Source organism: Dinoroseobacter sp. S124A (genome assembly GCF_049801015.1).
Classification (GTDB): Bacteria; Pseudomonadota; Alphaproteobacteria; order Rhodobacterales; family Rhodobacteraceae; genus Dinoroseobacter.
Map to the genome: position 1 here is coordinate 40,031 of NZ_JBNAGD010000006.1, position 25,246 is coordinate 65,276.

Below are 25,246 nucleotides of genomic sequence, written 5' to 3' on the forward strand. Positions count from 1 at the left end.
GAAGGGGAAATCGAACCCCGCCAGCACCCGTCGCCCGGCGGCCTGCTCGGTCCCGATCAGCTCTGCAAGTCGCGCCACCGCCTCGGCCCGTGTCGCCGGGTTCTCGACCAGCGGGTCACGGCCCGGACGCGCCAGCGCGAGCCAGATGCTGTCCTTGCCGGTTTTCGGCGTGCCATTGGCCGACCAATCGGCAACGAGATAAGAACCGAAGATCCGCGTCATCAGCCGGCAGGCTTCGCCGACTTGCGCGCGCTTTCAGGCCCGTGCGGGTGTTTCGCATGGGGGTAGGGCGCGTGGTGGTGATGGTGCCCGTGGTCGTGGGAATGCCCGTGATCGTGTCCATGCGTGTGGCCGTGGCCGTGATCATGGCTGTGGTCATGCCCATGGTGGTGATGGTGATCGTGCTGCGCCTCCAACCGGCAGAGCCCGGTGCAGAACGTGTCGCAGAGCTTGCAATCGGACACGTTCGAGCCGGGCGCCGAGGCCCCCTGCCCCTCCACATGGTGGTGGTGGCTCTCCTGAACCGCGCCGACCTCGGCCTCGAAACCCAGAACCTGCGTCCGGTACTTACAGAGCACGCAGGTGGCGGGCGGCACGGCACCAAAGGCGGGATGGCTCCGCTCCTCGGCGGTGATCACATGGGACGCGCCATCCTCGAGCGACAGGACCTGCGCGCGATACCCGCATTGCCCGCAATTGGGCGGCGGAGTGTCGGACATCTGCTCCTGAACGCGCTCGGCGAAGGTCTGCAGCACGGCCTCGTGGTCGCGCAGATAGAGCGCCTTGACGAACTGGATGTCCGGATGCTCGGCCGCCACCTGATCGGTGAAGCCGTAGATCCGATCGATCAGGATGCCGGTGAAGAGGAAATAGGGCAGGACGAGAATACGCTTGTAGCCGAGCTTGGCCGCGTGTTGCAGGCAGGGCTCCACCAGCGGGAAGGTCACGCCGGAATAGCCGACCTCGCACCAGCCGAAGCCGAGCCCCTCCTGCAGCATCCGGGCGATCTTGGCCACGTTGCCATTGGCATCGGGGTCCGACGCGCCGCGCCCGATCACCACGAGGCAGGTGTCATGCAGCGCGACCTCGCCATGGGTGGCATTCGCCTCGGCCACGGCCTCCATCGCGCGGGCCCCGGCGGCGGCGATCATCTTGGGGTCCACGCCCAGCTCGCGCCCATAAGACACCGAAAGCCCATGCTTGGCCGCATAGGTGTTCAGCACCGTGGGGATGTCGTTTTTGGAATGCATCGCGGCAAAGAGCATGCCCGGCACCGCAAGGATCCGGTCGCATCCCTTGGCACGCAGCTTGTCGAGCCCGTCGCGGATCACCGGGTTGGCAAACTCGAGATAGCCGTATTCCATTTCCCACCCGGCGGGCAGGTAAACCGGCAGCTTTTCGGCCAGCAGGGCGAACTCATCCACGGCTGCCTGACTGCGCGAGCCATGACCGCAGATCATGACGCCGATCTTGCCCTCGGGCGCGTCCGGCGCGCTCATGCGGGGGCCTCGGCCTTGTCATCCTCGGCGGCCTCGTCGCTCTCGGCCTCCTGGGTCTGACCGTCGGATTTCCGCCCCTTCAGCGCGCCATAGATGCCCAGCGCGATCGCCAGACCGATGGCCGCGCCCGCGACCCAATGATCATGCCCGGCCAGCCCCGACAAATGCCCGGGATGCGCCCAGAGCGGGCCGGTGCCCAGCGCCAGGCAGGCAGTGAGAAAACGGAGGCAGAGGCGAGTCATCGGCACGGTCCTTGTCATTCAACATGCCCGTCCAGACCTGGCCCATGCGCAGCGCCGCTGTTGCGAGCAGCGCCCTGACGATCCTTGCCGCGCGCTCCCGGGTTGGGTCAGCGGCCTGCAAGGCAACCATTCTGGCCCATGACGGGCGTCGTCTCTTCGGGTCATAGCTGCCGCCCCGCAGGCGCGCAATTGCTTTCGGCGCCGCAGCACAGGCCAAAGCGCCGCGGAACCTTTGGCCGATCTGTGCGTCCATGTGGGAGAGGCTCTGCGGCCCTGCGTATTTCCGCAGACCGCTCGGCCCGCTAGGTCTTGGAGCACGCAAGGAGAGGAGATCCACGATGGGACAGCTTGTCGACGGCACATGGCACGACGTCTGGTACGACACCAAAAGCACGGGCGGGAAGTTCGTCCGGTCGACTGCCGGGTTCCGCAACTGGATCACCGCCGATGGCAGCGCGGGCCCCTCGGGCAAGGCGGGCTTTCCCGCCGAGAGCGGGCGCTATCACCTCTATGTTTCGCTGGCCTGTCCCTGGGCACACCGCACGCTGATCTTTCGCGCGCTCAAGGGGCTGACCCCGCATATCGACGTCTCGGTCGTGCATCCGGACATGCTGTCCGATGGCTGGACCTTCGAGACCGATCAGGAGGGGGCGACGGGCGACCGGCTCTATGGCCTGCCCTTTGCCCGAGACCTCTATACCAAGGCCGATCCCAAGATTTCGGGCCGGGTGACCGTGCCGATCCTGTGGGACAAGGCGAGCAAGACGATCGTGTCCAACGAAAGCTCCGAGATCATCCGGATGTTCAACACAGCCTTTGACGGGCTGACCGGCGACACTCAGGATTTCTACCCCGAGGCCCTGCGCGCCGAGATCGACGCCGTCAATGACCGGGTCTATTCCGACATCAATAACGGCGTCTACAAATCCGGCTTTGCCACGAGCCAGCCCGCCTATGACGAGGCGGTCACCACGCTGTTCGGCGCGCTGGACTGGGTCGAGGACCGGCTGAGCACCCGCCGCTATCTGACCGGGGATCGGATCACCGAGGCCGATTGGCGGCTCTTCACCACGCTGGTGCGCTTTGATCCGGTCTATCACCTGCATTTCAAATGCAACCGGCGGCGCGTGGTCGATTACCCCAACCTCTGGGCCTATACCCGGGAACTTTTCCAATGGCCGGGTGTCGCCGAGACGGTGAATTTCGACCATATCGTGCGCCACTACCATTACAGCCACGAGAGCATCAATCCGCACCGAATCATTCCGATCAATCCCGAGATCGATTGGATGGCGCCCCATGGCCGCGAGCGTCTGCTCGCCGCCTGACCCGCGCCTGCGGGCGGACATCAGCAGGGTTTCAGTGGGTGGCGTAATGCTCCACCATCGCCGTCAGGTCTTCGGGCGGAGTGTCTTCGGGCATCATCGCCCGGGCATTCGAGACATGGTTAAAGATCGATCCATCGCTGAAGAACTGCGAGTTGTTCACGAAGATCACCTGCGTCTCGGGACGGCGGTAGCTGGCATAATCGGCAATCGCCAAGGCACTGCCCTCGGTCAGGGTCAGTGACAGAAGCACCACATCCACAGGATGTTCGCTCAGGTGGCGCACGGCATCTTCCTGTGCCGACACACAGTCGACACGTGCTCCGCCGCGCTTGAGATGTGAAGCCCAAATACCGGCGAGACCCGCCTGGCCATGGACGATCAAAACGCGCATTTTACCCCCTTGGCGATTCTGGACGGCCAAGCCGCCGGACTCGCTCTGCCGGCAAGCTAGCCCATAAGCCCGGCAGATCGGTAATACTTTTTGACCCGTTCTTCAAATTTTGACGGGATCGGCAATTTTTCACTCATCATGTCCGCTCAGGATAGAGCGCTGCTCAAGTCTGCACCGGTCCAGGACGCCCGACGGGCAAACGCGCATCGCCGATTGAACCTTGCCGCGAAATGCGGGACATGACGGGGAACGCGCAATCGCCACCCATCGAGGACGTGCCATGACAAGCTGGATCACCATTTGCGACACCTGCAAACGCGCCGATTGGGAGGATCGCGGTGCCGAGACCACCGATGGCGAGGTGCTCGCCGCGCTGATCGAGGCCGCAGCCACCGGGGCGTCGGATGTGCGCACAAGGCGGCACTCCTGCCTGATGGGCTGCAAATCCGGCTGCAACGTGACGATCCAGGGGGCTGGTAAGCTCTCCTACACGCTGGGAGATTTCGAGGCCGGGGCCGAGGCGGCGGAGGCCATCGTGGCCTATGCCGCCCTCCATGCGGTGTCCGAAACCGGGCAGGTGCCCTACCGGACCTGGCCGCAGGGGGTGAAGGGGCATTTCGTGACCCGCCACCTGCCCCTGCCGACGCAAGAGGCTGAGGACCAGACCCCATGAGCCAGAGCCCGCCCCGCGACCATGGCGGCGGGATCGAGGCCGCGCGGACCCTCTGGGGCGGCGCGCGTGAGGCCTGGATCGACCTCTCGACCGGGATCAACCCGGTGCCCTATCCGGTGGGCACATTCACCGCGTCGGACTGGACCGCCCTGCCCGATCAGCCCGCCTTTGACGCGCTTTGCGCGGCGGCCCGGGCGTTCTGGCAGGTGCCTGAGGGGGTCGACATCCTGCCCGCGCCCGGGGCCTCGGCTCTGATCGCGAGCCTGCCGGGGCTCAGACCACGGGGCCGTGTCGCGATCCCCGCGCCCACCTATAACGAACACGGGGCCGCCTTTGCCGCCCATGGTTGGGATCTGGTGGCGGGCAGTCTGGATCAACCGGGCCTTGGCGCGCGGGTTCTTGTCCATCCAAACAATCCCGACGGGCGGCAGTGGCGCGGGGATGAGATCCCCGCGGATGACGCGCTGACTGTGATCGATGAAAGCTTCTGCGACGTCGCCCCCGAGGCGAGCCTGATCGCCCGGGCCGTGCGGCCCGGGCCCCTGGTGCTCAAGAGTTTTGGCAAATTCTGGGGACTGGCCGGTCTGCGGCTGGGCTTCGCCATCGGGCACCCCGAGACCCTGGCCCCGCTGCGCGAGCGGATCGGGCCCTGGGCGGTGTCAGGCCCGGCCCTGCGGATCGGCACAACGGCCCTGCGGGATCTAGACTGGGCCGAGGAGACCCGCGCGCGGCTGGCGCGGGATGCCACGCGGCTCGACGCCATGGCGACCGGTGCGGGCTGGCGCTGTCTCGGGGGCACGCCGCTGTTTCGGCTCTATGACACCCGCTCGGCAGAAGACGCTCAGGGACATCTCGCCAGCCATCACATCCTGACCCGCCGCTTCCCCTATTCCACCACATGGCTGCGCCTTGGCCTGCCCGGGCGCGCGGAGGACTGGGCCCGGCTGGAGCGCGCCCTGTCATGACCGAGCATGCCGCGATCCTGCTGGTGGCGCTGCTGCTCGATGCGGCCTTTGGTGAGCCCGATTGGCTCTGGTCGCGCCTGCCCCATCCGGCGGTTTTGATGGGCCGGCTCATCGGCGGGGCGGATGCACGGCTCAATACCGGCAAGGACGGGCGGTTCCGCGGGGTGCTGGTGATGGTCACGCTGGGCCTGGGTGCTGTGGCGCTCGGGGTGGCACTGGCCAGTCTCGGCTGGGTGGTCGAGGCCCTGCTCGCCGCGATCCTGCTCGCCCATCGCAGCCTTGTGGAGCATGTGCGCGCCGTGGCCACGGGATTGCAGGCGGGCCTGCCCCAGGGCCGCGCCGCAGTGGCGATGATCGTGGGGCGGGACACCGCGACGCTCGACGCCCCCGGCGTGGCGCGGGCGGCCATCGAATCCGGGGCCGAGAACTTCTCGGACGGGGTGCTGGCCCCGGCCTTCTGGTTCCTGATCGGCGGGCTGCCGGGGCTGATGCTTTACAAGATCACCAACACCGCCGACAGCATGATCGGCTACCGCACCCCGCGCCATGAGGCCTTTGGCTGGGCTGCGGCGCGGTTTGACGACCTGCTGAACTGGGTGCCCGCGCGGCTCAGCGCGCTGGTCATCCTCGTGGCCGCCGGGCGCCCGCAGGACTGGCCGCTGATCGCCCGGGACGCGCCACTGCACCGCTCCCCCAATGCGGGCTGGCCCGAGGCGGCGATGGCCGTGGCGCTTGGTACGGCACTGGCCGGCCCCCGCAGCTATGACGGCGCAATGCGGGAGTTCCCCTTCGTCCATCCCGAGGGCAGCCGCACCCCCGGCCCCGACACCATCGAGGGTGCCTGCCGCGCGCTCTGGCGGGCCTGGGGCCTGACGCTGGCACTGGTCGCGATCCTCGCCGTCGTCTGACCCACGGTGCCCCCATGCCCCCCCACGTTAACCCCTGGGCGCTTGCGGTCGGGGACGAGCCTGCTACCGTCGCCGCGACCAGCCTGAGGGGAGCCCCATGCGTAAAGCCATCCTGCCGATCCTGATCTCGCTCGCACTGACCGGGACCGCCGCCGCCCAATGCGGGGGCAGCTTTTCGAGCTTCGTCGCCGGGCTCAAGGCGGAGGCGCAGGCCAAGGGTCACAGCAAATCCACCGTTGACGCCTTCTTTCGCACCGCCGCCCAGGACAAACGCACCCTGCGCGCGGACCGGGCCCAGGGCGTGTTCAAGATGCCCTTCACCGAGTTTGCCCGCCGGGTGATCAGCCAGAACCGCATGGATAATGGCCGCCGCAACGCCCAGCGCTTCGACGCGGTGTTCGATCAGGCCGAGGCGCGGTTCGGTGTGCCCCGCGGGGTGCTTCTGGCCCTCTGGGCGCTGGAGACCGATTACGGCGCGGTGCAGGGCGATTTCAACACGCTGAACTCGCTGGTCACCCTCGCCCATGACTGCCGCCGTCCCGAGCTGTTTCGCCCGCAGGTCTTTGCCGCGCTGGAGCTCTACGAGGCGGGCGATTTCGATCCGGCGCGCACCACCGGCGCCTGGGCGGGCGAGATCGGGATGGTTCAGATGCTGCCCGAGGACATCCTCACCAAGGGGATCGACGGCGATGGCGACGGGCATGTCTATCTCAAGACTTCGGCGCCCGATGCACTGCTGAGCGGGGCGAACATGCTGAGCGGCCTCGGCTGGCGCAAGGGCGAGCCCTGGCTGCAGGAGGTCTCGGTGCCCAGCGACCTCAACTGGGCGGAAACGGGCCTGACGCATCGCAAGTCCGGACGCGACTGGGCCCGCATGGGCGTCACCCCGCGCTGGGGCGAGATCCAGAGCGGGCTCAAGGCTGCGCTGATCCTGCCCCAGGGGCGCAAGGGCCCGGCCTTCCTCGCCTATCCGAATTTCGACGTCTTCTTCGAATGGAACCAGAGCTTCGTCTATGTGACCACGGCGGCTTACTTCGCCACGCGCCTCTCCGGCGCGCCGGTCTTTGACGCCGGTAGCCCCGAGCCCGGCCTCAATGATGCGCAGATGAAACAGCTCCAGACCCGGTTGCAGGCCAAAGGCTACGACGTAGGCAAGATCGACGGCATTCTCGGGGCCCGCACCCGCGCCGCCGTGCAGGCCGAGCAGGCGCGTCTGGGCCTGCCGGCAGATGCCTGGCCCACGCAGGCGCTTCTGTCCAAGCTCTAGGGACGGATCGGAAAGCGCAGCCCGTCCGTGGTCAGCAGAATGAATCGCTCGCCATTCTCGACATAGCGGTCGCAACGGGAGAACCCGTTGATGAAGTCGATACAGACCAGCCCGTCCTCGGCGATCTCGAACTGGCCATAGGCCGTTCCGCCCTGATCATAGGTATAAGAGTAGCGCCCGTCGGTCTCGAACCGCGAAATCCCGTTATCGTAGAACTGGATCTGCTGCCCCACGAGCCGCTCGGTCAGGGCGGCCTGTGCGAGGGACTTGTCGCCGTCGCGCACGGCCCAGTCCTGCGCTGCGGCGGGCAGGGCGAGAAGTATCAATCCGAGTGTCAGGTATCGCATGGGATCTCCGGGTTATGTGCCGCAATGGTAGCCCGGTCTCCGCGATTTCCCCCGTCACATTTCAGTCAGGCGCTGACATGGCCGCAGCAGAAAGCGGCCTCCCGCAAACGGTCCGGTCCATCCCGGTCGCGTGTTGTCCCCTGCCCGACGCCCCGGTAGCGTTCCGCCATGGACATTTTTGGCAAGGCCCTTCTGGGGTATTACAACGGGCAAACCGACATCCCGCTCAAGGTGCTGCGGGATGACGGATGGACGGATGAGCACAGCCCCGGCCTCTATTTTCAGGACGCGCCCTTCGAATTCGAGGTCCCCGCCCTGCGGCGCATCTCCGGGCCGACCCTGGATGTGGGCTGCGGCGCGGGGCGCCACCTGAGATGGCTGGCCGCAGAGGGGCATGAGGCCGTCGGGCTGGACAGCTCGGAGGGGGCTGTGGCGGTGTGCCGGGCACAGGGGCTGACCGGGGTCAACGCGGTCGATGTGCTGTCCGACCCCCTGCCAGAGCTTCCGCTCAGACCCGCGCAGATCACGCTTTTTGGCAATAATGTCGGAATCGGAGGGACCTTCGATGGCAGCGTCACCCTGCTGCGCATCCTGCACGGAATCTGCGGCGCGGGCGGACAGCTCCTGCTGACGGGGCTCAACGTCAAAGGGACCGAAAACCCAACGCACGTCGCCTATCAAGAGCGCAACCTCGCCGCAGGCCGACGGCGCGGTGAGCTGAAACTCCGCCTTTCCTATGAGGGCGAGACCGGGCCCGAGTTCGGCTGGTTCCACCCCGAACCCCACGAGCTCGAGGAACTCGCCGCTCTGTCAGGATGGGGGGTCGAACATCTCGAGCATCAGGGAAGGTTTTTCTGGGCCAGCCTGCGGGCCCGTTAAAGACCTCCTCCAGCCACAACCCGGCTGACAGCTCCCAAAGTGGACACAAGCGCTTACGTCACATCGATTGCAACCACACGGGCGTGGTACCCAAAGACCATCTTTGGGTGCCTATTTGTTTTGATTGGAGTGCAGGATGCGATGGCGCGCAGCGCGATCCTTGATCGCCTTTCTCACCGTGATCGGATGCACGGTCCCCCCGGTCGACCCCACATTCATCAGCTCCGTCCCCGCGGACCCACAAAGCTTTGCGGTTGCACAAAAGGCGGTCAGGGCGTGTTCTGAGCCCCTCAACAAAGAGCGCGTCCTCAAAAACTTTCAACGCGCCGGGTTCACCGTCTCCCAATACCCGGTTGCCTCGAGATTCGGAGGAACAGCAACGCGCATTGATGTTTCAGCACCGGATTCCGCCGTATCCGTGCTCTACCAATCGGGGAGGTGTTATGTCGGCCTCGAGAGGATGACCCCCAGCCAGTCTGCGCAATTGGCGGAGATCTGGGTGAACGCCCATAACGCCCGCCCCAATTCCGAATTTGGAGACGGCCTGTCCGACCATGTCTCCGGAGCGTGGCGGCACTTCTTTACGGAACCGGCGCGCGCGCCCAGCAAGGCCGCCTATTATCACCGGATCTACATCGCGGCCTACAAGACTTGGCCGCATGGTGCCTATGATCCGCAAAGCAGCTTCGCCTACGACATCTCTGGTGTGTTTCCGGACAAACCCGGCGCGGCCGTGAAACTGAACCATGCGTTCGAGTGCAAACCCTATCACGTGACAGGTCCAAACAGCGGTGCCTATCTTCCGTGCTCTGAACCGGACTACCGGCCAAACTGACCGGCAGAATTCAAGCCCGGGCTGACGCCGACGCGCATCTGCTATGCGACCAGTGTCTCCGCCTTGCGCAGATCCACCGAGACCAGCTGGCTGACCCCTTGTTCGCCCATGGTCACCCCGAACAGCCGGTCCATCCGCGCCATTGTCACCGCGTGGTGGGTGATGATCAGGAACCGGGTCTCCGTGCGGCGGGTCATCTCGTCGAGCAGGTCGCAGAAACGGGTCACGTTCGCATCGTCAAGCGGCGCATCCACCTCGTCGAGCACGCAGATCGGGGCCGGGTTCGCAAGGAACACCGCAAAGATCAGCGCCAGCGCGGTGAGCGTCTGCTCGCCCCCCGACAGCAGGCTCAGGGTGCTCAACCGCTTGCCCGGAGGCTGGCACATGATCTCGAGCCCGGCCTCGAGCGGGTCATCGGATTCGACCAGCACCAGCTTGGCCTCGCCGCCGCCAAAGAGATGGGTGAAGAGCATCGAGAAGTTCTCGTTCACCTGTTCGAATGCCGTCAACAGCCGCTCGCGGCCCTCCTTGTTCAGGCTTGAGATACCGGTGCGCAGCTTGCCGATTGCGCCCTCCAGATCGCCTTTCTCGGTGGTCAGGGTCTGGTATTCCTCGTCCACGGCCTTGGCGTCTTCCTCGGCGCGCAGGTTCACGGCCCCCATGGCATCACGCTGGCGCTTGAGGCGGTTGACCTCGGCCTCGATGGCCTCGGCGGCGGGCATACCGTCCGCGTCGACCTTCAGCGTGTCGAGCAGCTGCTGGGGCGTGACCTCCAGCGCTTCCTGGATCCGGTCGGCGGCAAGCGCCACGGTCTCGGCAGCCGCCTCGGCGCGCGCCTCGGAGGCCGCCCGGGCCTCCCGCGCCTCGGACGCGGCGCGCTCGGCATCCCGCTCTGCCTGCTCAGCCTTGCGCGCGGCCCCCTCGGCGGTGCTGAGGGCGTCGGCAGCGGCCGCCTTGCGGGCCTCGGCGCGCGAGATCTCATGGGCCAGCGCATCACGCTTGGACGCAATCTCGCCGGGCGCGGCGGTGGCGGTCTTCAGCTCGGCGCGGTTCTCCGCGAGCCGCCCTTCGAGCTCGGTCTTATGCGCCTCCGCCGTCTCGAGCCGGTGCCGCCAGCCGCTGATCTGCTGGGTGATTTCCTGACTGCGCCGGGTGCGGGCCTCGCCCTCGCGGCGCAGCTCATCATGGGCGGAGCGTTTGGCGAGCATGGTCATGCGCGCCGCATCCACCGTGACACGGATCGCCTCGACCTGAGCGCGTGCGGCCTCCAGGTCGCCGAGCCCGGCCTGGGCGGTCTGGGCCTCGGACAGGGCCTTGCGCGCCTCCAGCACCTCGTCGCGGTAGCGCGCGACCGAGCCCGAGAGCGTCTCGAGCTTGCCCGCCATGATGTTCTTGTCCGCCTCGGCCCGGCTCAGGGCGCGGCTCGCATCCCCCAATGCCCGCTCGGCGCTCTTGCGCGCGTCCCGGGCGAGCCGGTCGGCTTCGGCAGCGGCGCGCAATTCGGCCTGCAACGCCTCGTGACTGGCCCGCGCGGTGGATGCCTGCGCCTCGGCCTGCTCAAGATCCGCCTTGAGCGCCGAGAGCCGGTTGATCTGCTGCAGCCGGGCGGCGGCGGCCGAGGGCGCGTCCTCGGCCCGGGCGGCCAACCCGTCCCAGCGCCAGAGATCGCCTTCGCGCGACACAAGCCGCTGGCCGGGCCGCAAGGCGGCCTGCAAGCGCGCACCATCGGCCCGGTCCACCAGCCCGACCTGCGCCATCCGACGCGCCAGAACCCCCGGCACGGTCACATGGGACCCAAGCGGAGTGGCCCCTTCGGGCAGGGATGCGGCACTGTCATAGCCCGGCAGCAAATGCCAGCCCGAGCGGTCCCCATCGACCTGAGGCGCTTTCAGATCATCGGCCAGCGCGGCCCCGAGTGCAGCTTCGAAGCCCGGCGCGGCGGTCACCGCATCCAGCACCTGCCCACCCTCGGCCCGGTCGCGCGCCACAAGCTTTTCCAGCGCGCCGACCTCGGCCCGGAGGGCCGTCGCCTCGCCCTCGGCCTCGGAGCGGGCCGCGCGGGCATCCGCCTCCTGCCCCTGAATGTCGCTGCGCTTAGCCTCGGCCTCGGTCAGGGCGGCCTCGGCGGCCTCGGTCTCGGCCTGTGCGGCGGTCTGGGCCGTTCCGGCCTCGGCAAATCGCGCCTCGGCCTGGGTCAAACCGCTCTGCGCCTCGGACAGGGCGGTATCGGCCTTGGCGGCCTGTTCCTGCGCGCGGGCCTCGGTCCGCGTTGCCTCCTGCAAGAGGCGCTGGGTCGACTGGTGCCGAGCCGCGAGCCGCGCCACATCCTCGGTCATCTCCGATTGGGTCGTCTCGCGGTCAGTCAGAACCTCGCCCGCCGCGCGCGCGGCCTCTGCCGCCTCGGCGAGCTTTTCGTCATGGCCCTCGGCGGCCTTGGCGATCTGGCCCTGCTCCCATTCGAGCTTGTCGATGGTCTCGCCCGCATCCTTGTTCAGCCCTTCTTCGCGGGCGATGTCGGCCTCAAGGGTGGTGATCCGCCCGGTCAGGGTCTCGATCGCGTCGCGCGCCCGGGTTTCCTGATCGGCCAGAGTGTCGCGCTGCACATGGAGCCGCTGGACCACCGCGCCCGCAATCGCCTCTTCCTCGCGCAGGGGGGGCAGCGCCTCGTCTGCCTTGACCCGGGCCTGCGCCGCCTGCCGGGCGGCGGTTTCGGCCGCCCCCGCCTCGGTGGTGCGGGCGGTCAGTGCCTGCACCGCGACCAGCCGGGCCTCATCGGCCTCGCGCCAGCGCCGATAGAGCAGAAGCCCCTCGGCCTGCCGCAGCTGCGTGCCGATTTCACGGTAGCGGGCCGCCTGCTTGGCCTGCCGCGCGAGGGTCGAGAGCTGCGCGGCCAGCGCCTCCAACACGTCATCGACCCGGTCGAGATTGGCCTCGGCGCCCTTGAGCTTGAGCTCGGCCTCGTGACGCCGCTGGTAGAGCCCCGAGATCCCGGCAGCCTCTTCGAGGATCCGCCGCCGCGCCTTGGGCTTGGCATTGATCAGCTCCGAGATCTGGCCCTGCCGCACCAGCGCCGGGGAGTGCGCCCCGGTGGAGGCATCGGCAAAGAGCATCTGCACGTCGCGCGCCCGCACATCCTTGCCGTTGGTCTTGTAGGCCGAGCCCACATCCCGGGTGATCCGGCGGATGATTTCGAGCTGGTCCGTATCGTTGAACCCCGCCGGGGCGCGGCGGTCGGAATTGTCCATGATCAACGCCACTTCGGCGAAGTTGCGGGCCGGGCGGCTGGCCGCCCCGGCAAAGATCACATCCTCCATGCCGCCGCCCCGCATGGCAGTCGGCCGGTTCTCCCCCATCACCCAGCGCAACGCCTCGAGCAGGTTCGACTTGCCACATCCGTTCGGTCCGACCACGCCGGTCAGCCCGTCGCCGATGATCAGATCGGTCGGGTCCACGAAGCTCTTGAAGCCATTCAGGCGCAGTCGGTTGAACCGCATCGGGGGTCTCCGGGCATGATTCTTCAACCTCCGAGGGTCACGGCCTGCGGCTCATGAGTCAATCCCGCCACCAAATATCGTCGTGGATAAGTCGAAATCCGCGATATATTGCGGTGACTTCAAGATAACCCGTGCCGCCTGCGGCACCTGCGCCCCAACTCGGATCTTGACGGCCCGCGGGTCCCGCGCGCACAAACGCCGGGCATGGTTCCCCGTGCCCGCGCCAAGCGTCCGGGGGATCAAATGGGAATGTGGAACGGCCCGATCCAACCCGGAGGGCCCAAGCCTCAGCCGCCCCCGCGACTGTATGCGGAGAGGGATGCCGACACGCCACTGGAGCGCCCTGCTCTGGGAAGGCCGGGATACCCATCGACCCGTGAGCCAGGAGACCAGCCATGCAGACCGCAACCCCCTCCTGTCGGGTGTGACAGGGTATGGAGATACAACATGCATATCGAACCCGGCGTCGTGAACGGCGCCAAACTTGTCCTGAGCTATGCCACCGCAGCCGGGGCCGTGGCCTATTCCGGCAAACTGATCTGGGACAGCCTCGTGGCGCGCGGCGCGCCTTCGCTGGTGGCCCGCAGCCTGCTGGCGACGCTGGCGGTTTTCGTCTTCTTCGAGCTTCTGCCCCATTTCGCCGTGGGCGTCTCGGAGGTGCATTTCATCCTCGGCACGACGCTTCTGCTGATCCTCGGGACGGCGCCTGCGGCCATCGGACTGGCGCTCGGTCTGCTGCTGCAGGGCGTGCTCTTCGCGCCCATCGACCTGCCGCAATACGGGATGAACCTGACGACGCTGCTGGTGCCGCTCTTTGGCATTCACCTGATGGCAAAGCGGATCATCGCGCCGGATACGGCCTATGTAGACCTCAGCTACGCCCAGGCGCTGAAGCTGTCGGCAGCCTATCAGGGCGGCGTGGTCGCCTGGGTGGCGTTCTGGGCGATCTATGGCTCGGGGGTCGGGGCCGAGAACCTGGCCGCCGTGGTCAGCTTTGGCGCGGCCTATATGCTGGTTCTGATCATCGAACCGGTGGCCGATCTGGCGATCCTCTGGGCTGCCAAGACCCTGAACCGCTCGGGCCGCCAGAGCGCGCTGGTCACACCGCGGCTCTTTCACCCGCAGACGGCCTGACAAACGCCGCTCTGGCCCGCGCCGCATGACCCGGGCAATACCACGTTCCGGGTCGCGGCAAAGGGCCAGAGCCCCGCGACCTTATCCCGGCCGGGCGATGCCCCGGTCGCGCATCCCCTGATCGGAGCCACCCATGCCCGCCAAAATTCCTGCCACTGTCGTCACCGGCTTTCTCGGCGCCGGGAAAACCACGCTGATCCGCCATATGCTCGCCAATGCCGAGGGCAAGCGGATCGCCCTGATCATCAACGAGTTCGGCGATCTCGGCGTCGATGGCGACATCCTCAAGGGCTGCGGGGACGAGACCTGCACCGAGGATGACATCATGGAGCTCAGCAATGGCTGCATCTGCTGCACCGTGGCCGATGACTTCATCCCGACCATGGAGGCCCTGCTGGCCCGCGACACGCCACCCGATCACATCGTGATCGAAACCTCGGGGCTGGCCCTGCCGCAACCGCTGGTCCGGGCGTTCAACTGGCCGGGGATCTCGACCAAGGTGACCGTGGATGGCGTGGTGACGGTGGTCGATGGCAAGGCGGTGACCGAGGGCCGTTTCGCCCATTCCGTCGACGCGGTGGATGCCCAGCGCAAGCTGGACGAGAATCTCGACCATGAGACCCCGCTCTCGGAGCTGTTCGAGGATCAGGTGGCCTGCGCCGACATGCTGGTGGTGAACAAGTCCGACCTGCTGAGCCCGGCAGAGGCCGAGGCCCTGACCGGCAGGCTGAAATCCGAAGCCCGCGCTGGCGTGCAGGTGGTCAGCGCGACGCAAGGCGCGCTGCCGGTGGATGTCCTGCTGGGGCAGGGCATCGGGGCCGAGGCGGATCTGGACGCGCGCGGCGAGGTCCATCACCACCATCATCACGAGGACGACCATCACCACCATGATGACGACCATCCTCACGACCATGACCATCACCACCATCATGATCACGACCATGATGCTTTCACCTCCTTCGTGGTGACCTTGCCCGAGATCACCGACCCGGAGGGGTTCGCGGCCCATGTCACCCGGGTGATCGAGGATCACGATATCCTGCGCCTCAAGGGGTTCGCCGCCGTGGCCGGCAAGCCCATGCGCCTGACCCTGCAGGCCGTTGGCCCCCGGATCGACACCTATTTCGACCGCCCGCTCGGCGCGTCGGAGCCGCGCGAGACCCGGCTGGTGGTGATCGGCCAGGCGGGGCTCGACCAGGCCGCCATCGACGCGGCCCTGCGTGCATGACCGTCACCGTCCGACGCGCTGACCCGCTCGGCCCTGAGGCGCGCGCGCTTCTCGGGGCCAGCGCGGCAATGATGGCCGACCGGTACCCGGCTGAGGTGAATTACAGCATGGCCCCCGAGGATCTGGACGATCCGGCGATCCGCTTCGTGCTGGCCTTCGCGGACGACACGGCGATCGGATGCGCGGCGCTGGCCACCCGGGCGGGATATGGCGAGATCAAGTCGATGTTCGTCGCCCCCGAGGCGCGCGGCCTCGGCGCGGGCGCGGCTCTGCTCCGCACGCTTGAGGGGTTTGCCCGCGAGGATGGGCTGCCCGCTTTGCGGCTCGAGACGGGACCGGATCTGACCTCGGCCTGCGCGCTCTACGAGCGTGAGGGATTCGCGACGCGCGGTCCTTTTGGCGATTATCTCGACGATCCCCTTAGCCGCTTTTACGAAAAACCACTCGGGGCTTGATCCGGCGCAACTTTCTGCGCGGTTTTTAGTCAGTTTCTCCCGGGTTTGCTTGCCGTCGCGGCGCAAAGCTGGATTTCATCCTCGCCTTTCCCTCCGCAACCGGTCATACTTTGGTCGAGGGGTATGGGTCCGTCTGCGGGCCCGGAGTTATGAACATATGCCACGCGAGATCCGGATTTACCGGTCCACCCCGTTTGACCCTCTGGCGCAAACGCTGCTGATCCCGCCGAAATCGCGGACCCGCCCGGACATGTCCGATGTGACGGGGCCGAACGGCTATTTCTACCTCGCCGCACGGGACGAGGTCGGACTGGGCTGTATCGCCCTGCGCAACATGGGCAGTTTCGGTCTGGTCAGCGCCTTTCGCTTCGTCGCCGCCGAGGCCGGCGGCAGCCTGCCGGATATCCTGATCGAGCAGGTCGAGACGCTCGCGCGCAGCCTGCGCCTGCGCGTGATCCGCGCCTGGGTGGATCGGATGCACCCGATCCAGGCCGAAGCCCTGCGCCGCAACCAGTATATCGCCAGTTCCGAAGAGCTGGGGAGCGATGAGTTGGTGCTCTATGAGCGGGAATTGCATCGCGCGCCCCACCGGTTGAGCGACCCAGTCCTGAAGGGCCCGCCGATTTTTCCCAAGCGCTAGCGCCCGCCATTGCCGGGCTGCGGCAGGCTTGATAGACCCGCCGCTGCACTTGGAGAAACGGGGCGCAACATGCATCTTCTGGCCGCGACACCCGGCAGCATCGATGACGGGCAGGAGCCTGTGGATCTGAGCCAGACGCCCGGCGATCTGGTGTTCATCTCCGCCGCCGATACGGAACTGGCAGCCCTGAGCGCGGCCCGCGCCGAGATGGCCGCGCCGCCCAGCCTGCGGCTGGCGAGCATGATGCATCTGCGCCACCCGATGTCCGTGGATCTCCATATCGATGACTGCGCGTCCCGGGCCCGGCTGGTGATCGCGCGCGTTCTGGGCGGGCTGGGCTATTGGCGCTACGGGGCCGAGCAATACGCCGCCCGGGTCGCGGCGGCGGGCGGCCACGTGATCCTGCTGCCCGGGGATGACAAGCCCGACGACGCCCTGCGAGAGCTGTCGACCCTGCGCGGGGCCGAGTATGACGCGCTCTGGTCCTATCTGGTCGAGGGCGGGCCAGAGAATGCCGCGAATTTCCTCGCCTATGCGCAGCATCTGCTGGATCCCGAACGGCCCGAGCCGCCGGCGGCCGCCCCGCTCCTGCGGGCCGGGGTCTATTGGCCCGGTGCCGGGCTCAGCGATCTGGCGACCGTGCAAGCGCAGTGGCGCGCAGACGCGCCGGTTGTACCGCTCATCTTCTACCGCGCACTGGTGCAGGGGGCCGGGCTGCACCCGATCAACCGGCTGGTCCGGGCACTGGCGCGCAAGGGGCTGAACCCGCTGCCGATCTTCGTCGCCTCCCTCAAGGATCCGGTCTCGGTCGCGACCCTTCAGGGGCTTTTCCGGCAAGCACCGCCGGATGTGATCCTGAACTGTACGAGCTTTGCCGTGGGCACCCCAGACGGGACGGGCAAGGCCGGCGCCAACCCGCTGACCATGGCAGAGACGCGCGAGGCGCCTGTGTTTCAGGTGGTCCTCGCGGGCAGCAGCGAAGCCGCTTGGGACGAGGGCACCACCGGCCTCTCGGCACGGGACATCGCCATGAACGTGGCCCTGCCCGAGGTGGATGGTCGCGTCCTGACCCGTGCGGTCAGCTTCAAGGGGGAGGCGTTTTATGATGATGCAACAGAATGCGCTATCGCCACCTATCAGGCCCAGGGCGACCGGATCGCCTTTGTGGCGGATCTTGCGGCGAATTGGGCCACACTCCGGCGCATGCCGGTGGGCGACCGGCGCACCGCACTGATCCTCGCGAACTACCCCAACAAGGACGGACGGCTCGCCAATGGCGTGGGGCTGGACACGCCCGAGGCCACCGCGCGGATGCTGACCGCGCTGGCCGCCGAAGGCTATGACGTGCGCGACGCGCCCCGGGACAGTGCCGCCCTGATGGCGGCAATCCGCAAAGGCCCGACCAACTGGCTGACCGACCGGGCCGAGCGAGAGGGCGGCGTGCATCTGCCGCTGGAGACCTATCTCGCCCATTACCGCGCCCTGCCCTTCGTCGTGCGGGACCAGATCGAGAGTCGCTGGGGCGCCCCGGAAGACGATCCCTTCTTCATTGTTCCGCAAATACTCAATTCCGACGCGGCCCCAAGCGGTGCCTTCGCCCTGTCGATCCTGAGCTATGGACATGTGGTGGTGGGGATCCAGCCCGCGCGGGGCTATAACATCGACCCGACCGAGACCTATCACGCGCCGGACCTCGTGCCGCCGCATAACTATCTCGCCTTCTATTTCTGGCTGCGGCATGTCCATGGGGCGCATGCGCTGGTGCATATGGGCAAGCATGGCAATCTCGAATGGTTGCCCGGGAAATCCATCGCCCTGTCAGAGACCTGCTTTCCAGAGGTGGTGTTCGGCCCCCTGCCCCATATTTATCCCTTCATCGTCAACGACCCCGGGGAAGGGACCCAGGCCAAGCGTCGCGCGCAGGCGGTGATCATCGATCATCTCACCCCGCCCCTGACCCGGGCCGAAACCTATGGGCCGCTGCGCGATCTCGAAGCGCTGGTGGATGAGTTCTACGAGGCCGCCGGCGTGGATCCGCGGCGGATCACCGAGTTGCGGCGCGAGATCCTGTCCCTGACCTCGGTCACCGGGCTCGACAAGGATGCGGGGTTCACCGGCGACGAGGAGGGCGATCTGGCCAAGCTCGACGCCTATCTTTGCGAGTTGAAAGAGGCGCAGATCCGCGACGGGTTGCATGTCTTCGGCACCGCGCCCGAGGGCGATCTTGCGCGCGATCTTGCGATCGCGCTGACCCGCCTGCCCCGGGGCGACGGCCAGGAGGGCGACGCCTCGCTCCTGCGGGCGTTTGCAGCGGATCTGGCGCTTGGCTTCGACCCGCTTGATTGCGAGATGGCGGCGCCTTGGGCGGGGCCGCGTCCTGATCTTCTGGCAGGTCTTCTTTCTGATCCATGGCGCAGCCATGGCGATACAGTGGAGCGGCTGGAGGCTCTGGCCGTGGCGTGTGTCGAGGGCGGCATGGCTGCACCCGGTCCGGCGAGCCGCGCGGTTCTCGAGGCGATTGCAGACCATGTCCTGCCGACCATTGCGGAGTGTGGGCCGGCGGAGAAATCGGGCCTCCTCACAGCCCTGTCAGGGCGGTTCGTCGCCCCGGCGCCCTCCGGCGCGCCCACACGGGGGCGCATGGATGTCCTGCCTACGGGACGGAATTTCTTCAGTGTCGACAGCCGCGCGATCCCCACGCCCACCGCGTGGAAGCTGGGCTGGGCTTCGGCAAACCTGTTGATCGAGAAGCATTTGCAGGATCACGGGGATTGGCCCCGGTCCCTGCTGCTGGCGGCCTGGGGCACGGCGAATATGCGCACGGGCGGGGATGACATCGCCCAGTGCCTCGCCCTGATGGGGGTAAAGCCGCAATGGGACAGTGCCAATCGCCGGGTCACCGGGTTCGAGGTGCTGCCCCTGTCCGTGCTGGGGCGTCCGCGTGTGGATGTGACCCTGCGCGTCTCGGGGTTTTTCCGCGATGCCTTTCCCCAGCAGATCGCGTTAGTGGATTCTGCAGCCCGGGCGGTCATGGCCATGGACGAGCCCGAGACCGAGAACCCCGCCGCCGCCCGCGCCCGGGCCGAGGGCCATCAGGCGCGTGTGTTCGGCTCGAAACCCGGGGCCTATGGCGCGGGCCTGCAGGCGATGATCGATGAGCGGCTCTGGGCCGACAAGGCGGATCTGGCGGAGGCCTATATCGCCTGGTCGAGCTATGCCTATGGCGCCTCTGACGAGGGCACCCCGGATCGCGCGGGTTTCACCGCGCGGCTGAGCCAGGCCGAGGCGATCGTTCAGAACCAGGACAACCGCGAGCATGATCTGCTGGACAGCGACGATTACTACCAGTTCGAGGGCGGCGCTGCGGCGGCGGTCGCCACGTTGCAGGGCGCGGAACGGCCGATCTATCACAACGACCATTCCCGTCCCGAACGCCCGGTGATCCGCACCCTGGAGGAGGAGATCGGGCGCGTGGTCCGCTCCCGCGTGGTGAACCCGAAATGGATCGCCGGGGTCAAGCGCCATGGCTACAAGGGCGCCTTCGAGATCGCGGCGACGGTGGATTACCTCTTTGCCTTTGCGGCCACGACGGGGGCGGTGGCGAGCCACCATTTCGATCTGGTCCATGCGGCGATGCTGGAGGATGACGACACCCGCGCCTTCATCGCCGAGGCCAACCCGGATGCATTGCGCGAGATTGCCGAGCGGTTGAACGAGGCCATCGACCGGGGGCTCTGGCAGCCGCGCTCGAACCGCGCCAAGGCGCTGTTGAGGGATCTCGCCGCTCCGAGCCCGTAGGCGCGGCAGGCCAGCCTTAGATGAGTATTTGAAGAACAATGAGGGGGCTGGACGCCGCCCTCAGGAAGGGGCGCGTGGCGGCGTCAGAACTCCACGCCGATCTGCGCCTTGATGCCGGATCGGAAGGGGTGTTTGACAAGCTCCATCTCGGTGACGAGATCCGCGGCCTCGATCAGCTCGTCCTTGGCGTTGCGACCGGTCAGGACCACATGGGTCATCTCGGGTTTCTCGGCCTGCAGAAACCCGACGACCTCGTTGATATCGAGATAGTCGTAGCGCAGGGCGATGTTGATCTCGTCCAGCAGCACCATCCGGTTGTCCGGATCGCGGATCAGCTCCTTGGCCTTGGCCCAGGCGGCCTGGGCCATCTCAATATCGCGGTCCTTGTCCTGGGTTTCCCAGGTGAAGCCCTCACCCATGGTGTGAAAGGCGCAGCGGTCGGAGAAATGTGACAGGATCAGGTCGCGCTCGCCTGTGCTCATGCCACCCTTGATGAACTGCACCACGGCGCAGGGCATCTCATGGGCGATGCAGCGAAAGATCATCCCGAAGGCGGCGGAGGATTTGCCCTTTCCCTTGCCCGTATGGACGATGATCAGGCCCTTCTCGTCGGTCTTGGTCGCCATGATCTTGTCGCGCGCGGCCTTCTTCTTGGCCATCTTGGCGTTGTGGCGCGCCGTGTCATTTGCCTCTGTCATCGCATCCTCCGTCAGAAAAAGAGCCCCACCAGCAGCGGGGCGAGAACCGCCGTCAACACTGCGTTTACGCCCATGCCGATCCCGGCGAAAGCCCCGGCGGTCTCATTGACCTGAAACGCCCGCGCGGTGCCGATACCATGGGCGGCCACGCCGGTGGCAAAGCCGCGCGCGCGCCAGTCCCGGATCCGCAGAAGGTTCAGCAGCGGCGTGGCAAAGACCGCACCGATGATCCCGGTCAGGATCACCAGCACCGCCGTCAGCGTGGGCAGCCCCCCGATCGCCTCGGAGATGCCCAGCGCCACGGGGGCCGTGGCCGATTTCGGCGCCAGCGACATCAGAACCTCACCCCGGATGCCCAGCGCATAGCCGAGCCCGACCGCCGTCGCCATGGCCGTGAGCGAGCCCGCCAGCAGAGCCGCGATCATCGGCAAGGCCGCAGCCCGCACCTTGGCAAGGTTGGAATAGAGCGGCACGGCGAGGGCCACCGTGGCCGGGCCGAGCATGAAATGCACGAATTGCGCGCCTTCGAAATAGGTCCGGTAGGGCGTGTCCGACAGCCACAGCACCGCCGCCAGCAGCGCCACCGCCACCAGCACCGGGTTCACCAGCGGCGCGCGACCCGAGGCGCGGAACAGGGCGTCGCCGATCACATAGGCCGCCAGCGTGGCCGTCAGCCACAAGAGCGGCTCGGATGAGAGATAGACCCAGATCGCGCCGAGATCAGTCATCGCCCGCCCCTCCGACCAGACGGGCAACCCCGGTGAACACCAGCGCCCCCACCGCGATGGAGACCAGCGTCGACACCATCAGCACGATCAACAGCGGCCCGCCATCATGGCCCAGCACATCCAGATGGGCGACAACCCCGACCCCCGCCGGCACAAAGAGCAGCGACAGATGCGACAGCAGCCCGCTCGCCGTGGGGCGCACCGCCTCGGCGACCTTCGGCACCATCAGGAAGAAGGCCAGCAGCAGCACAAGCCCCAGAACCGGCCCCGGCACCAAGAGGCCGAGGGTTCGGGCCAGGACCTCGCCGATCAGCTGGAACACCAGCAGCACCAGAAGATGCAGGATCATGGGTCGGGTCCTTCGGTCAGGGCAGGTGGGCTCAGACTAAGGCCCCGCCCCCCGGACGCAATCGCGAAACGCGCCCCGGGGGCTCAGCAGCGCGAATAGACATGGCCCCAGAAATTCCGGTTCGGCAACGGGTCCGGCGCGTTCCTCTGGCGCAGATAGAGCCCGCCCGCGGCGTAGGCCTCGGCCTCCCCTTGCGCCGGGCAAAGATAGGTCTCGGTGGTGCCGGTTTGGAACTGCACATGGTGGATCAGCTCATGCAGGACCATTTCGCGGAAGGCCGGGTTGGAATAGGGATCGTCATCCTGATCCGCGCCCTCGACCAGATGCGCGGCCAGCACATAGACCCGGCCATGGGGCCCGTCCTGCTGAGAATAGAGGGCCTGCACCCGCGTATCGATCCCCTTGGACGGGATCAGGTGCGGCACGTCCGTATAGTATTCGGCGGTCAGCTCGGCCGGGGTCATCTCGACCAGCTCAGGCAGGGGGAGACCGGCGGTCTCATAGGCGGTATTAGCGGAAATCCACAGCATCAGCGCAGTCATAAGCTCAGTCATCGGGGCCTCGCAGGGGCGGCGCACAGGGCCGCAGCAAACTGGATGGGGCGTCATCGGGTCGTGACGCGGTTCAATCCTCCCGCGACACAAAAATACGACCAAAGTCGTAGGGGACGAGGCGCCGCCCAGCGATTGGCCGCGAAACCCCGGCCCGGTTCGGCAAAAATGTCGCAATGAATCCGCAAGCCGCCCAAAGCCGGGGCACCTGACTTCCGGATCGGCCCGGCAACAGGGCAAATCCCGCATGGCACCCGGCCCGGTTGTGACGGTTTTCTGCGGGTAACCTCAGGCTGAAATCTCGTCTCAGACCCCACATAAATCTATGTAAAACTGAAAGAATTCAGATCGAAGCACTTGCGAAGGCGCCGCGCACATCGCCCGTGCGCTCCCGAGCAGTTTCCCCTCTTTGCCTCGGCGCGCCGGGCCGCTACCTGTGGCTCAAAGGGAAAGGACAGCCGATGACAACGCCGAAACTTCTGGGGATCTCCGGATCGCTCCGTGCCGACAGCTTCAACAGCAAACTGGTGCGCGAGGCCGCCCAACGCTTCGGGCCTGCGGAGTTCTCCGAAGGGAACCTGCGCCTGCCGCTCTATGATGGCGATCTCGAGGCCAAGGGCATCCCGGCCGAGGTCCAGACCCTCGCCGATCAGATCGCGGCGGCGGATGCGGTGATCATCTCGTCACCGGAATACAACCAGAGCCTGACCGGGGTGTTGAAAAACGCGCTCGACTGGGTGAGCCGCGTCGAGGGCAAGCCGTGGCAGGACAAACCCGTGGCCATCGTGGCCGCCGCCGCCGGGCGCTCCGGTGGCGCGCGCGGGGTCTATGCCCTGCGGCTGGCGATGATGCCGTTTCAGGCGCATGTGCTGCCCGGGCCCGAGGTTCTGGTCGCCGGGGCCTTCCGCGAGTTCGACGAGGAAGGCCGACTGAAGGGTGAAAGCTATCAGGAGATCCTCGACACCCTGATGGCCAAGCTGCGCGCCGCGGCTACAGCAGCCTGATCAGCAGGGTCGTCGCGGCCAGCCCCGCGAGACCCAGCGCCCAGGGGCGGATGGCGTGACGCGCCACCCGCGCCGATAGCGGGCGCGCCAGCCAGAGAGCGAGCGGCACCGCCGGCAGCAGCAGCGCGGAAAAGCCCAGCGCGCGCAGGCTGAGCAACCCCTGCCAGCCCAGCGCCGCGACGCTCACCACCATGCCAAAGGCGAAGAACGCGTTCTGCATGGCCGCCGAACGGGCTTGGGTTTCATGTTGGTAGAGCAGCGCCATGGGCGGCGCCCCCACCGCCGTCAGCGTCCCCATGATCCCCGCCAGAGTGCCCGCGCCGAACAGCGTCGGCGCGATGATCGGCACGCGGACACCGATCAGGGACAGCGCGATCCCCAGATACACCACCAGAGCGACCAGCGCGGCCAGCGCCTCGGGATCCGCGAGGCGCGCCGCGATCAGCGCCGCCAGCACCGCGCCCAGCGTGCGCCCGGCAAAGCCGGGCAGCAACTCTGACCGGCGCAGCTGCGTGCGATCGACGGACACGGCCCCCGCGCCCACGGCGATCCCGAGAAACAGGAGCGCGGCGGGCAGGACCTCGGGCGCGACCATGGCGATGAGCGGGGCCGCAAGCATCCCGAACCCCTGCCCCGCGAGCCGCTGCAAAAGCGTGCCGCAGAACACGGCAGCAAAGGCAAAGCCCAGCACCTCAGGCCCATAGCCCAGCAGGGTCATGGCGCGGGCGCGCGGGGCAGGCTGACCTCGGGGCGAAACGCGTCGGGGATACGGTCGCGGCCCTCCAGCACCAGATCCGCGACCATCTCGGCCAGTTCCGGGGCCATGCCGAAGCCGATCTTGAACCCGCCATTGAGGATCACGTGGTCGGGACGCAAGGGATGTGCGCCAAGCATGGGCGCGCGCGACTTGGCCCGGGGGCGCAGCCCGGCCCAGCGCGCCAGCACCGGCGCCTCGGCCAGTGCCGGGACGGCGGCCCGGGCCCGGGCAATCACATCCTCCAGCAGGGCATCGGTGCGCGCAGGCGCGTCGAACTCCCGCTCCGAGGTGGACCCGACGGCTGTGGTCCCGTCCTTATGGGGCACGACATGGAGCCCCTCGACAAAGAGCTGCGGCAGATCCCGCGCGTCATGGCCGAGCACGGCCGCCTGCCCCTTGACCGCATTGCCGACCACCGCGCCCAGCGCCGTACTCAGCTCGGCCAACCCTGCGGCGCCGGTCGCCTCGATGACCTTGCCGCGCGGGGCGTGGTCGCCGATCAGGATCTCCGCCCCCATCTGGCGCAGGGCCTCGGCCATGGCCGCACAGGCCTTGGCCGGGTGGAGCCGTGCCGTGAGCGTGTCGTGGATGATCTGCCCCGTGGGGCTGTCTGGCGCCCAGCCCGGGAAGTACGAAACCGGCCGGATCCGCCACGCCGCGCGCCCCTGCCAGAGGGTTTCGGCCTGCACCGCGCGCGCCTCGGCCAGAGCCCGCGCCCGGTCATCGGCCAGCGGCTGCACCCGGCCCAGCCGCGCATAGCCCGGATCCATCCCCGTGGCGGCGGCAATCTCGGTCCACCAGGCCTCGGCCCGCATCAGGCTGTCGAATTGCACCTGCTTCTTGGCATTCCAGTTTTCCGGCGTGTGCGGGGCCAGCGCGCCGACCACGCCGCCCGAGGATCCCGCACCGATCCGCGCAGCCTCGATCACGCGCACCCGCGCCCCGCGCCGGGCACAGGCATAGGCCGCCGAAAGCCCAAAGATCCCGGCCCCGAGAACGGTCACATCCGCAATTGCCAAACTCGCCCTCCTTGCCCATTGTCGCGCCGGGCCGCGATCCGGCCCCGAGATGTAAGG

At 67.4% G+C, this 25,246-nt stretch carries 24 protein-coding genes and 1 riboswitch; of the genes, 13 read left to right on the forward strand and 11 right to left on the reverse strand.

Annotation, left to right across the window (positions count from 1 at the left end; all coding sequences use genetic code 11):
- Positions 1-221: 221 nt before the first annotated feature.
- Positions 222-1,499 (reverse strand): sirohydrochlorin chelatase, encoded by a 1,278-nt coding sequence (locus ACP15I_RS15560; protein WP_424967015.1) that lies wholly within the window; start codon positions 1,497-1,499, stop codon positions 222-224.
- Positions 1,496-1,741: a DUF6732 family protein gene (locus ACP15I_RS15565; RefSeq protein WP_424967224.1), complete on the reverse strand. Its 246-nt coding sequence runs from the start codon at positions 1,739-1,741 to the stop codon at positions 1,496-1,498. Before ACP15I_RS15565 ends, ACP15I_RS15560 begins: the two co-directional genes overlap by 4 nt.
- Before the next feature lie 338 nt (positions 1,742-2,079).
- Between ACP15I_RS15565 and ACP15I_RS15570 the strand changes: the two genes are divergently transcribed.
- Positions 2,080-3,069, forward strand: coding sequence for a glutathione S-transferase family protein (locus ACP15I_RS15570; protein ID WP_424975789.1), 990 nt, complete (start codon positions 2,080-2,082; stop codon positions 3,067-3,069).
- Between the two features lie 31 nt (positions 3,070-3,100).
- Here ACP15I_RS15570 and ACP15I_RS15575 read toward each other — a convergent pair whose 3' ends face one another.
- Positions 3,101-3,352 (reverse strand): hypothetical protein, encoded by a 252-nt coding sequence (locus tag ACP15I_RS15575; protein ID WP_424967017.1) that lies wholly within the window; start codon positions 3,350-3,352, stop codon positions 3,101-3,103.
- Positions 3,353-3,740: 388 nt separating this feature from the next.
- Here ACP15I_RS15575 and ACP15I_RS15580 point away from each other — a divergent pair, with 388 nt between their 5' ends.
- The 4 genes from ACP15I_RS15580 to ACP15I_RS15595 all read left to right on the forward strand — a co-directional run bounded on the left by ACP15I_RS15580 (position 3,741) and on the right by ACP15I_RS15595 (position 7,273).
- Positions 3,741-4,133 carry a DUF1636 family protein gene (locus ACP15I_RS15580; RefSeq protein WP_424975790.1) on the forward strand — a complete coding sequence of 131 codons (393 nt, stop codon included), beginning with the start codon at positions 3,741-3,743 and terminating at the stop codon, positions 4,131-4,133.
- Positions 4,130-5,098 carry a threonine-phosphate decarboxylase gene (locus ACP15I_RS15585; RefSeq protein WP_424975791.1) on the forward strand — a complete coding sequence of 323 codons (969 nt, stop codon included), beginning with the start codon at positions 4,130-4,132 and terminating at the stop codon, positions 5,096-5,098. The genes ACP15I_RS15580 and ACP15I_RS15585 overlap by 4 nt, the downstream gene beginning before the upstream one ends.
- The gene (gene cbiB, locus ACP15I_RS15590) at positions 5,095-6,006 is read left to right on the forward strand and encodes an adenosylcobinamide-phosphate synthase CbiB (RefSeq protein ID WP_424975792.1); all 912 of its coding nucleotides are present in this window, start codon (positions 5,095-5,097) and stop codon (positions 6,004-6,006) included. Before ACP15I_RS15585 ends, cbiB begins: the two co-directional genes overlap by 4 nt.
- A gap of 97 nt (positions 6,007-6,103) precedes the next feature.
- Positions 6,104-7,273, forward strand: coding sequence for a lytic murein transglycosylase (locus ACP15I_RS15595; RefSeq protein ID WP_424975793.1), 1,170 nt, complete (start codon positions 6,104-6,106; stop codon positions 7,271-7,273).
- Here ACP15I_RS15595 and ACP15I_RS15600 read toward each other — a convergent pair.
- Positions 7,270-7,620: a hypothetical protein gene (locus tag ACP15I_RS15600; RefSeq protein ID WP_424975794.1), complete on the reverse strand. Its 351-nt coding sequence runs from the start codon at positions 7,618-7,620 to the stop codon at positions 7,270-7,272. The genes ACP15I_RS15595 and ACP15I_RS15600 overlap by 4 nt on opposite strands.
- A 168-nt stretch (positions 7,621-7,788) precedes the next feature.
- On the opposite strand from ACP15I_RS15600, the gene ACP15I_RS15605 reads away from it, so the two are divergent.
- A complete protein-coding gene (locus tag ACP15I_RS15605; RefSeq protein ID WP_424975795.1) occupies positions 7,789-8,499 on the forward strand; it encodes a class I SAM-dependent methyltransferase in 711 nt (236 codons plus the stop codon).
- A 160-nt stretch (positions 8,500-8,659) separates the two neighbouring features.
- Positions 8,660-9,334 (forward strand): hypothetical protein, encoded by a 675-nt coding sequence (locus ACP15I_RS15610; protein WP_424975796.1) that lies wholly within the window; start codon positions 8,660-8,662, stop codon positions 9,332-9,334.
- 41 nt (positions 9,335-9,375) lie between these two features.
- Here ACP15I_RS15610 and smc read toward each other — a convergent pair whose 3' ends face one another.
- Positions 9,376-12,828: a chromosome segregation protein SMC gene (gene smc / locus ACP15I_RS15615; RefSeq protein WP_424975797.1), complete on the reverse strand. Its 3,453-nt coding sequence runs from the start codon at positions 12,826-12,828 to the stop codon at positions 9,376-9,378.
- 188 nt (positions 12,829-13,016) lie between these two features.
- Positions 13,017-13,240, forward strand: a riboswitch (cobalamin riboswitch).
- A gap of 35 nt (positions 13,241-13,275) precedes the next feature.
- On the opposite strand from smc, the gene ACP15I_RS15620 reads away from it, so the two are divergent.
- From ACP15I_RS15620 to cobN, 5 genes are all read left to right on the forward strand, one after another.
- On the forward strand, positions 13,276-13,962 hold the full coding sequence (locus tag ACP15I_RS15620; RefSeq protein WP_424967026.1) for an energy-coupling factor ABC transporter permease: 687 nt from the start codon (positions 13,276-13,278) through the stop codon (positions 13,960-13,962).
- 133 nt (positions 13,963-14,095) lie between these two features.
- The gene (cobW, locus tag ACP15I_RS15625; RefSeq protein WP_424967027.1) at positions 14,096-15,190 is read left to right on the forward strand and encodes a cobalamin biosynthesis protein CobW; all 1,095 of its coding nucleotides are present in this window, start codon (positions 14,096-14,098) and stop codon (positions 15,188-15,190) included.
- Entirely contained in the window at positions 15,187-15,645 is a 459-nt protein-coding gene (locus tag ACP15I_RS15630; RefSeq protein WP_424975798.1) for a GNAT family N-acetyltransferase, read from the forward strand. The genes cobW and ACP15I_RS15630 overlap by 4 nt, the downstream gene beginning before the upstream one ends.
- A 157-nt stretch (positions 15,646-15,802) precedes the next feature.
- Positions 15,803-16,285: a hypothetical protein gene (locus tag ACP15I_RS15635; RefSeq protein WP_424975799.1), complete on the forward strand. Its 483-nt coding sequence runs from the start codon at positions 15,803-15,805 to the stop codon at positions 16,283-16,285.
- A 69-nt stretch (positions 16,286-16,354) separates the two neighbouring features.
- Entirely contained in the window at positions 16,355-20,083 is a 3,729-nt protein-coding gene (gene cobN, locus ACP15I_RS15640; protein ID WP_424975800.1) for a cobaltochelatase subunit CobN, read from the forward strand.
- A gap of 83 nt (positions 20,084-20,166) precedes the next feature.
- On the opposite strand, the gene cobO is transcribed toward cobN, so the two are convergent.
- The 4 genes from cobO to ACP15I_RS15660 form a co-directional block, all read right to left on the reverse strand.
- On the reverse strand, positions 20,167-20,781 hold the full coding sequence (gene cobO, locus ACP15I_RS15645; protein WP_424975801.1) for a cob(I)yrinic acid a,c-diamide adenosyltransferase: 615 nt from the start codon (positions 20,779-20,781) through the stop codon (positions 20,167-20,169).
- An 11-nt stretch (positions 20,782-20,792) separates the two neighbouring features.
- Positions 20,793-21,509: an LrgB family protein gene (locus ACP15I_RS15650; protein ID WP_424967032.1), complete on the reverse strand. Its 717-nt coding sequence runs from the start codon at positions 21,507-21,509 to the stop codon at positions 20,793-20,795.
- Complete coding sequence (locus ACP15I_RS15655; protein ID WP_424967033.1) at positions 21,502-21,858, reverse strand: CidA/LrgA family protein; 357 nt, start codon at positions 21,856-21,858, stop codon at positions 21,502-21,504. Before ACP15I_RS15655 ends, ACP15I_RS15650 begins: the two co-directional genes overlap by 8 nt.
- 83 nt (positions 21,859-21,941) lie before the next feature.
- On the reverse strand, positions 21,942-22,412 hold the full coding sequence (locus tag ACP15I_RS15660; protein ID WP_424975802.1) for a hypothetical protein: 471 nt from the start codon (positions 22,410-22,412) through the stop codon (positions 21,942-21,944).
- Between the two features lie 458 nt (positions 22,413-22,870).
- Here ACP15I_RS15660 and ACP15I_RS15665 point away from each other — a divergent pair, with 458 nt between their 5' ends.
- Positions 22,871-23,413: an NADPH-dependent FMN reductase gene (locus ACP15I_RS15665; protein WP_424967035.1), complete on the forward strand. Its 543-nt coding sequence runs from the start codon at positions 22,871-22,873 to the stop codon at positions 23,411-23,413.
- Here ACP15I_RS15665 and ACP15I_RS15670 read toward each other — a convergent pair.
- The gene (locus ACP15I_RS15670) at positions 23,400-24,131 is read right to left on the reverse strand and encodes a TSUP family transporter (protein WP_424975803.1); all 732 of its coding nucleotides are present in this window, start codon (positions 24,129-24,131) and stop codon (positions 23,400-23,402) included. The two genes, ACP15I_RS15665 and ACP15I_RS15670, sit on opposite strands and share 14 nt — an antisense overlap.
- On the reverse strand, positions 24,128-25,189 hold the full coding sequence (locus ACP15I_RS15675) for an NAD(P)/FAD-dependent oxidoreductase (RefSeq protein ID WP_424975804.1): 1,062 nt from the start codon (positions 25,187-25,189) through the stop codon (positions 24,128-24,130). The genes ACP15I_RS15670 and ACP15I_RS15675 overlap by 4 nt, the downstream gene beginning before the upstream one ends.
- Positions 25,190-25,246: the final 57 nt, after the last annotated feature.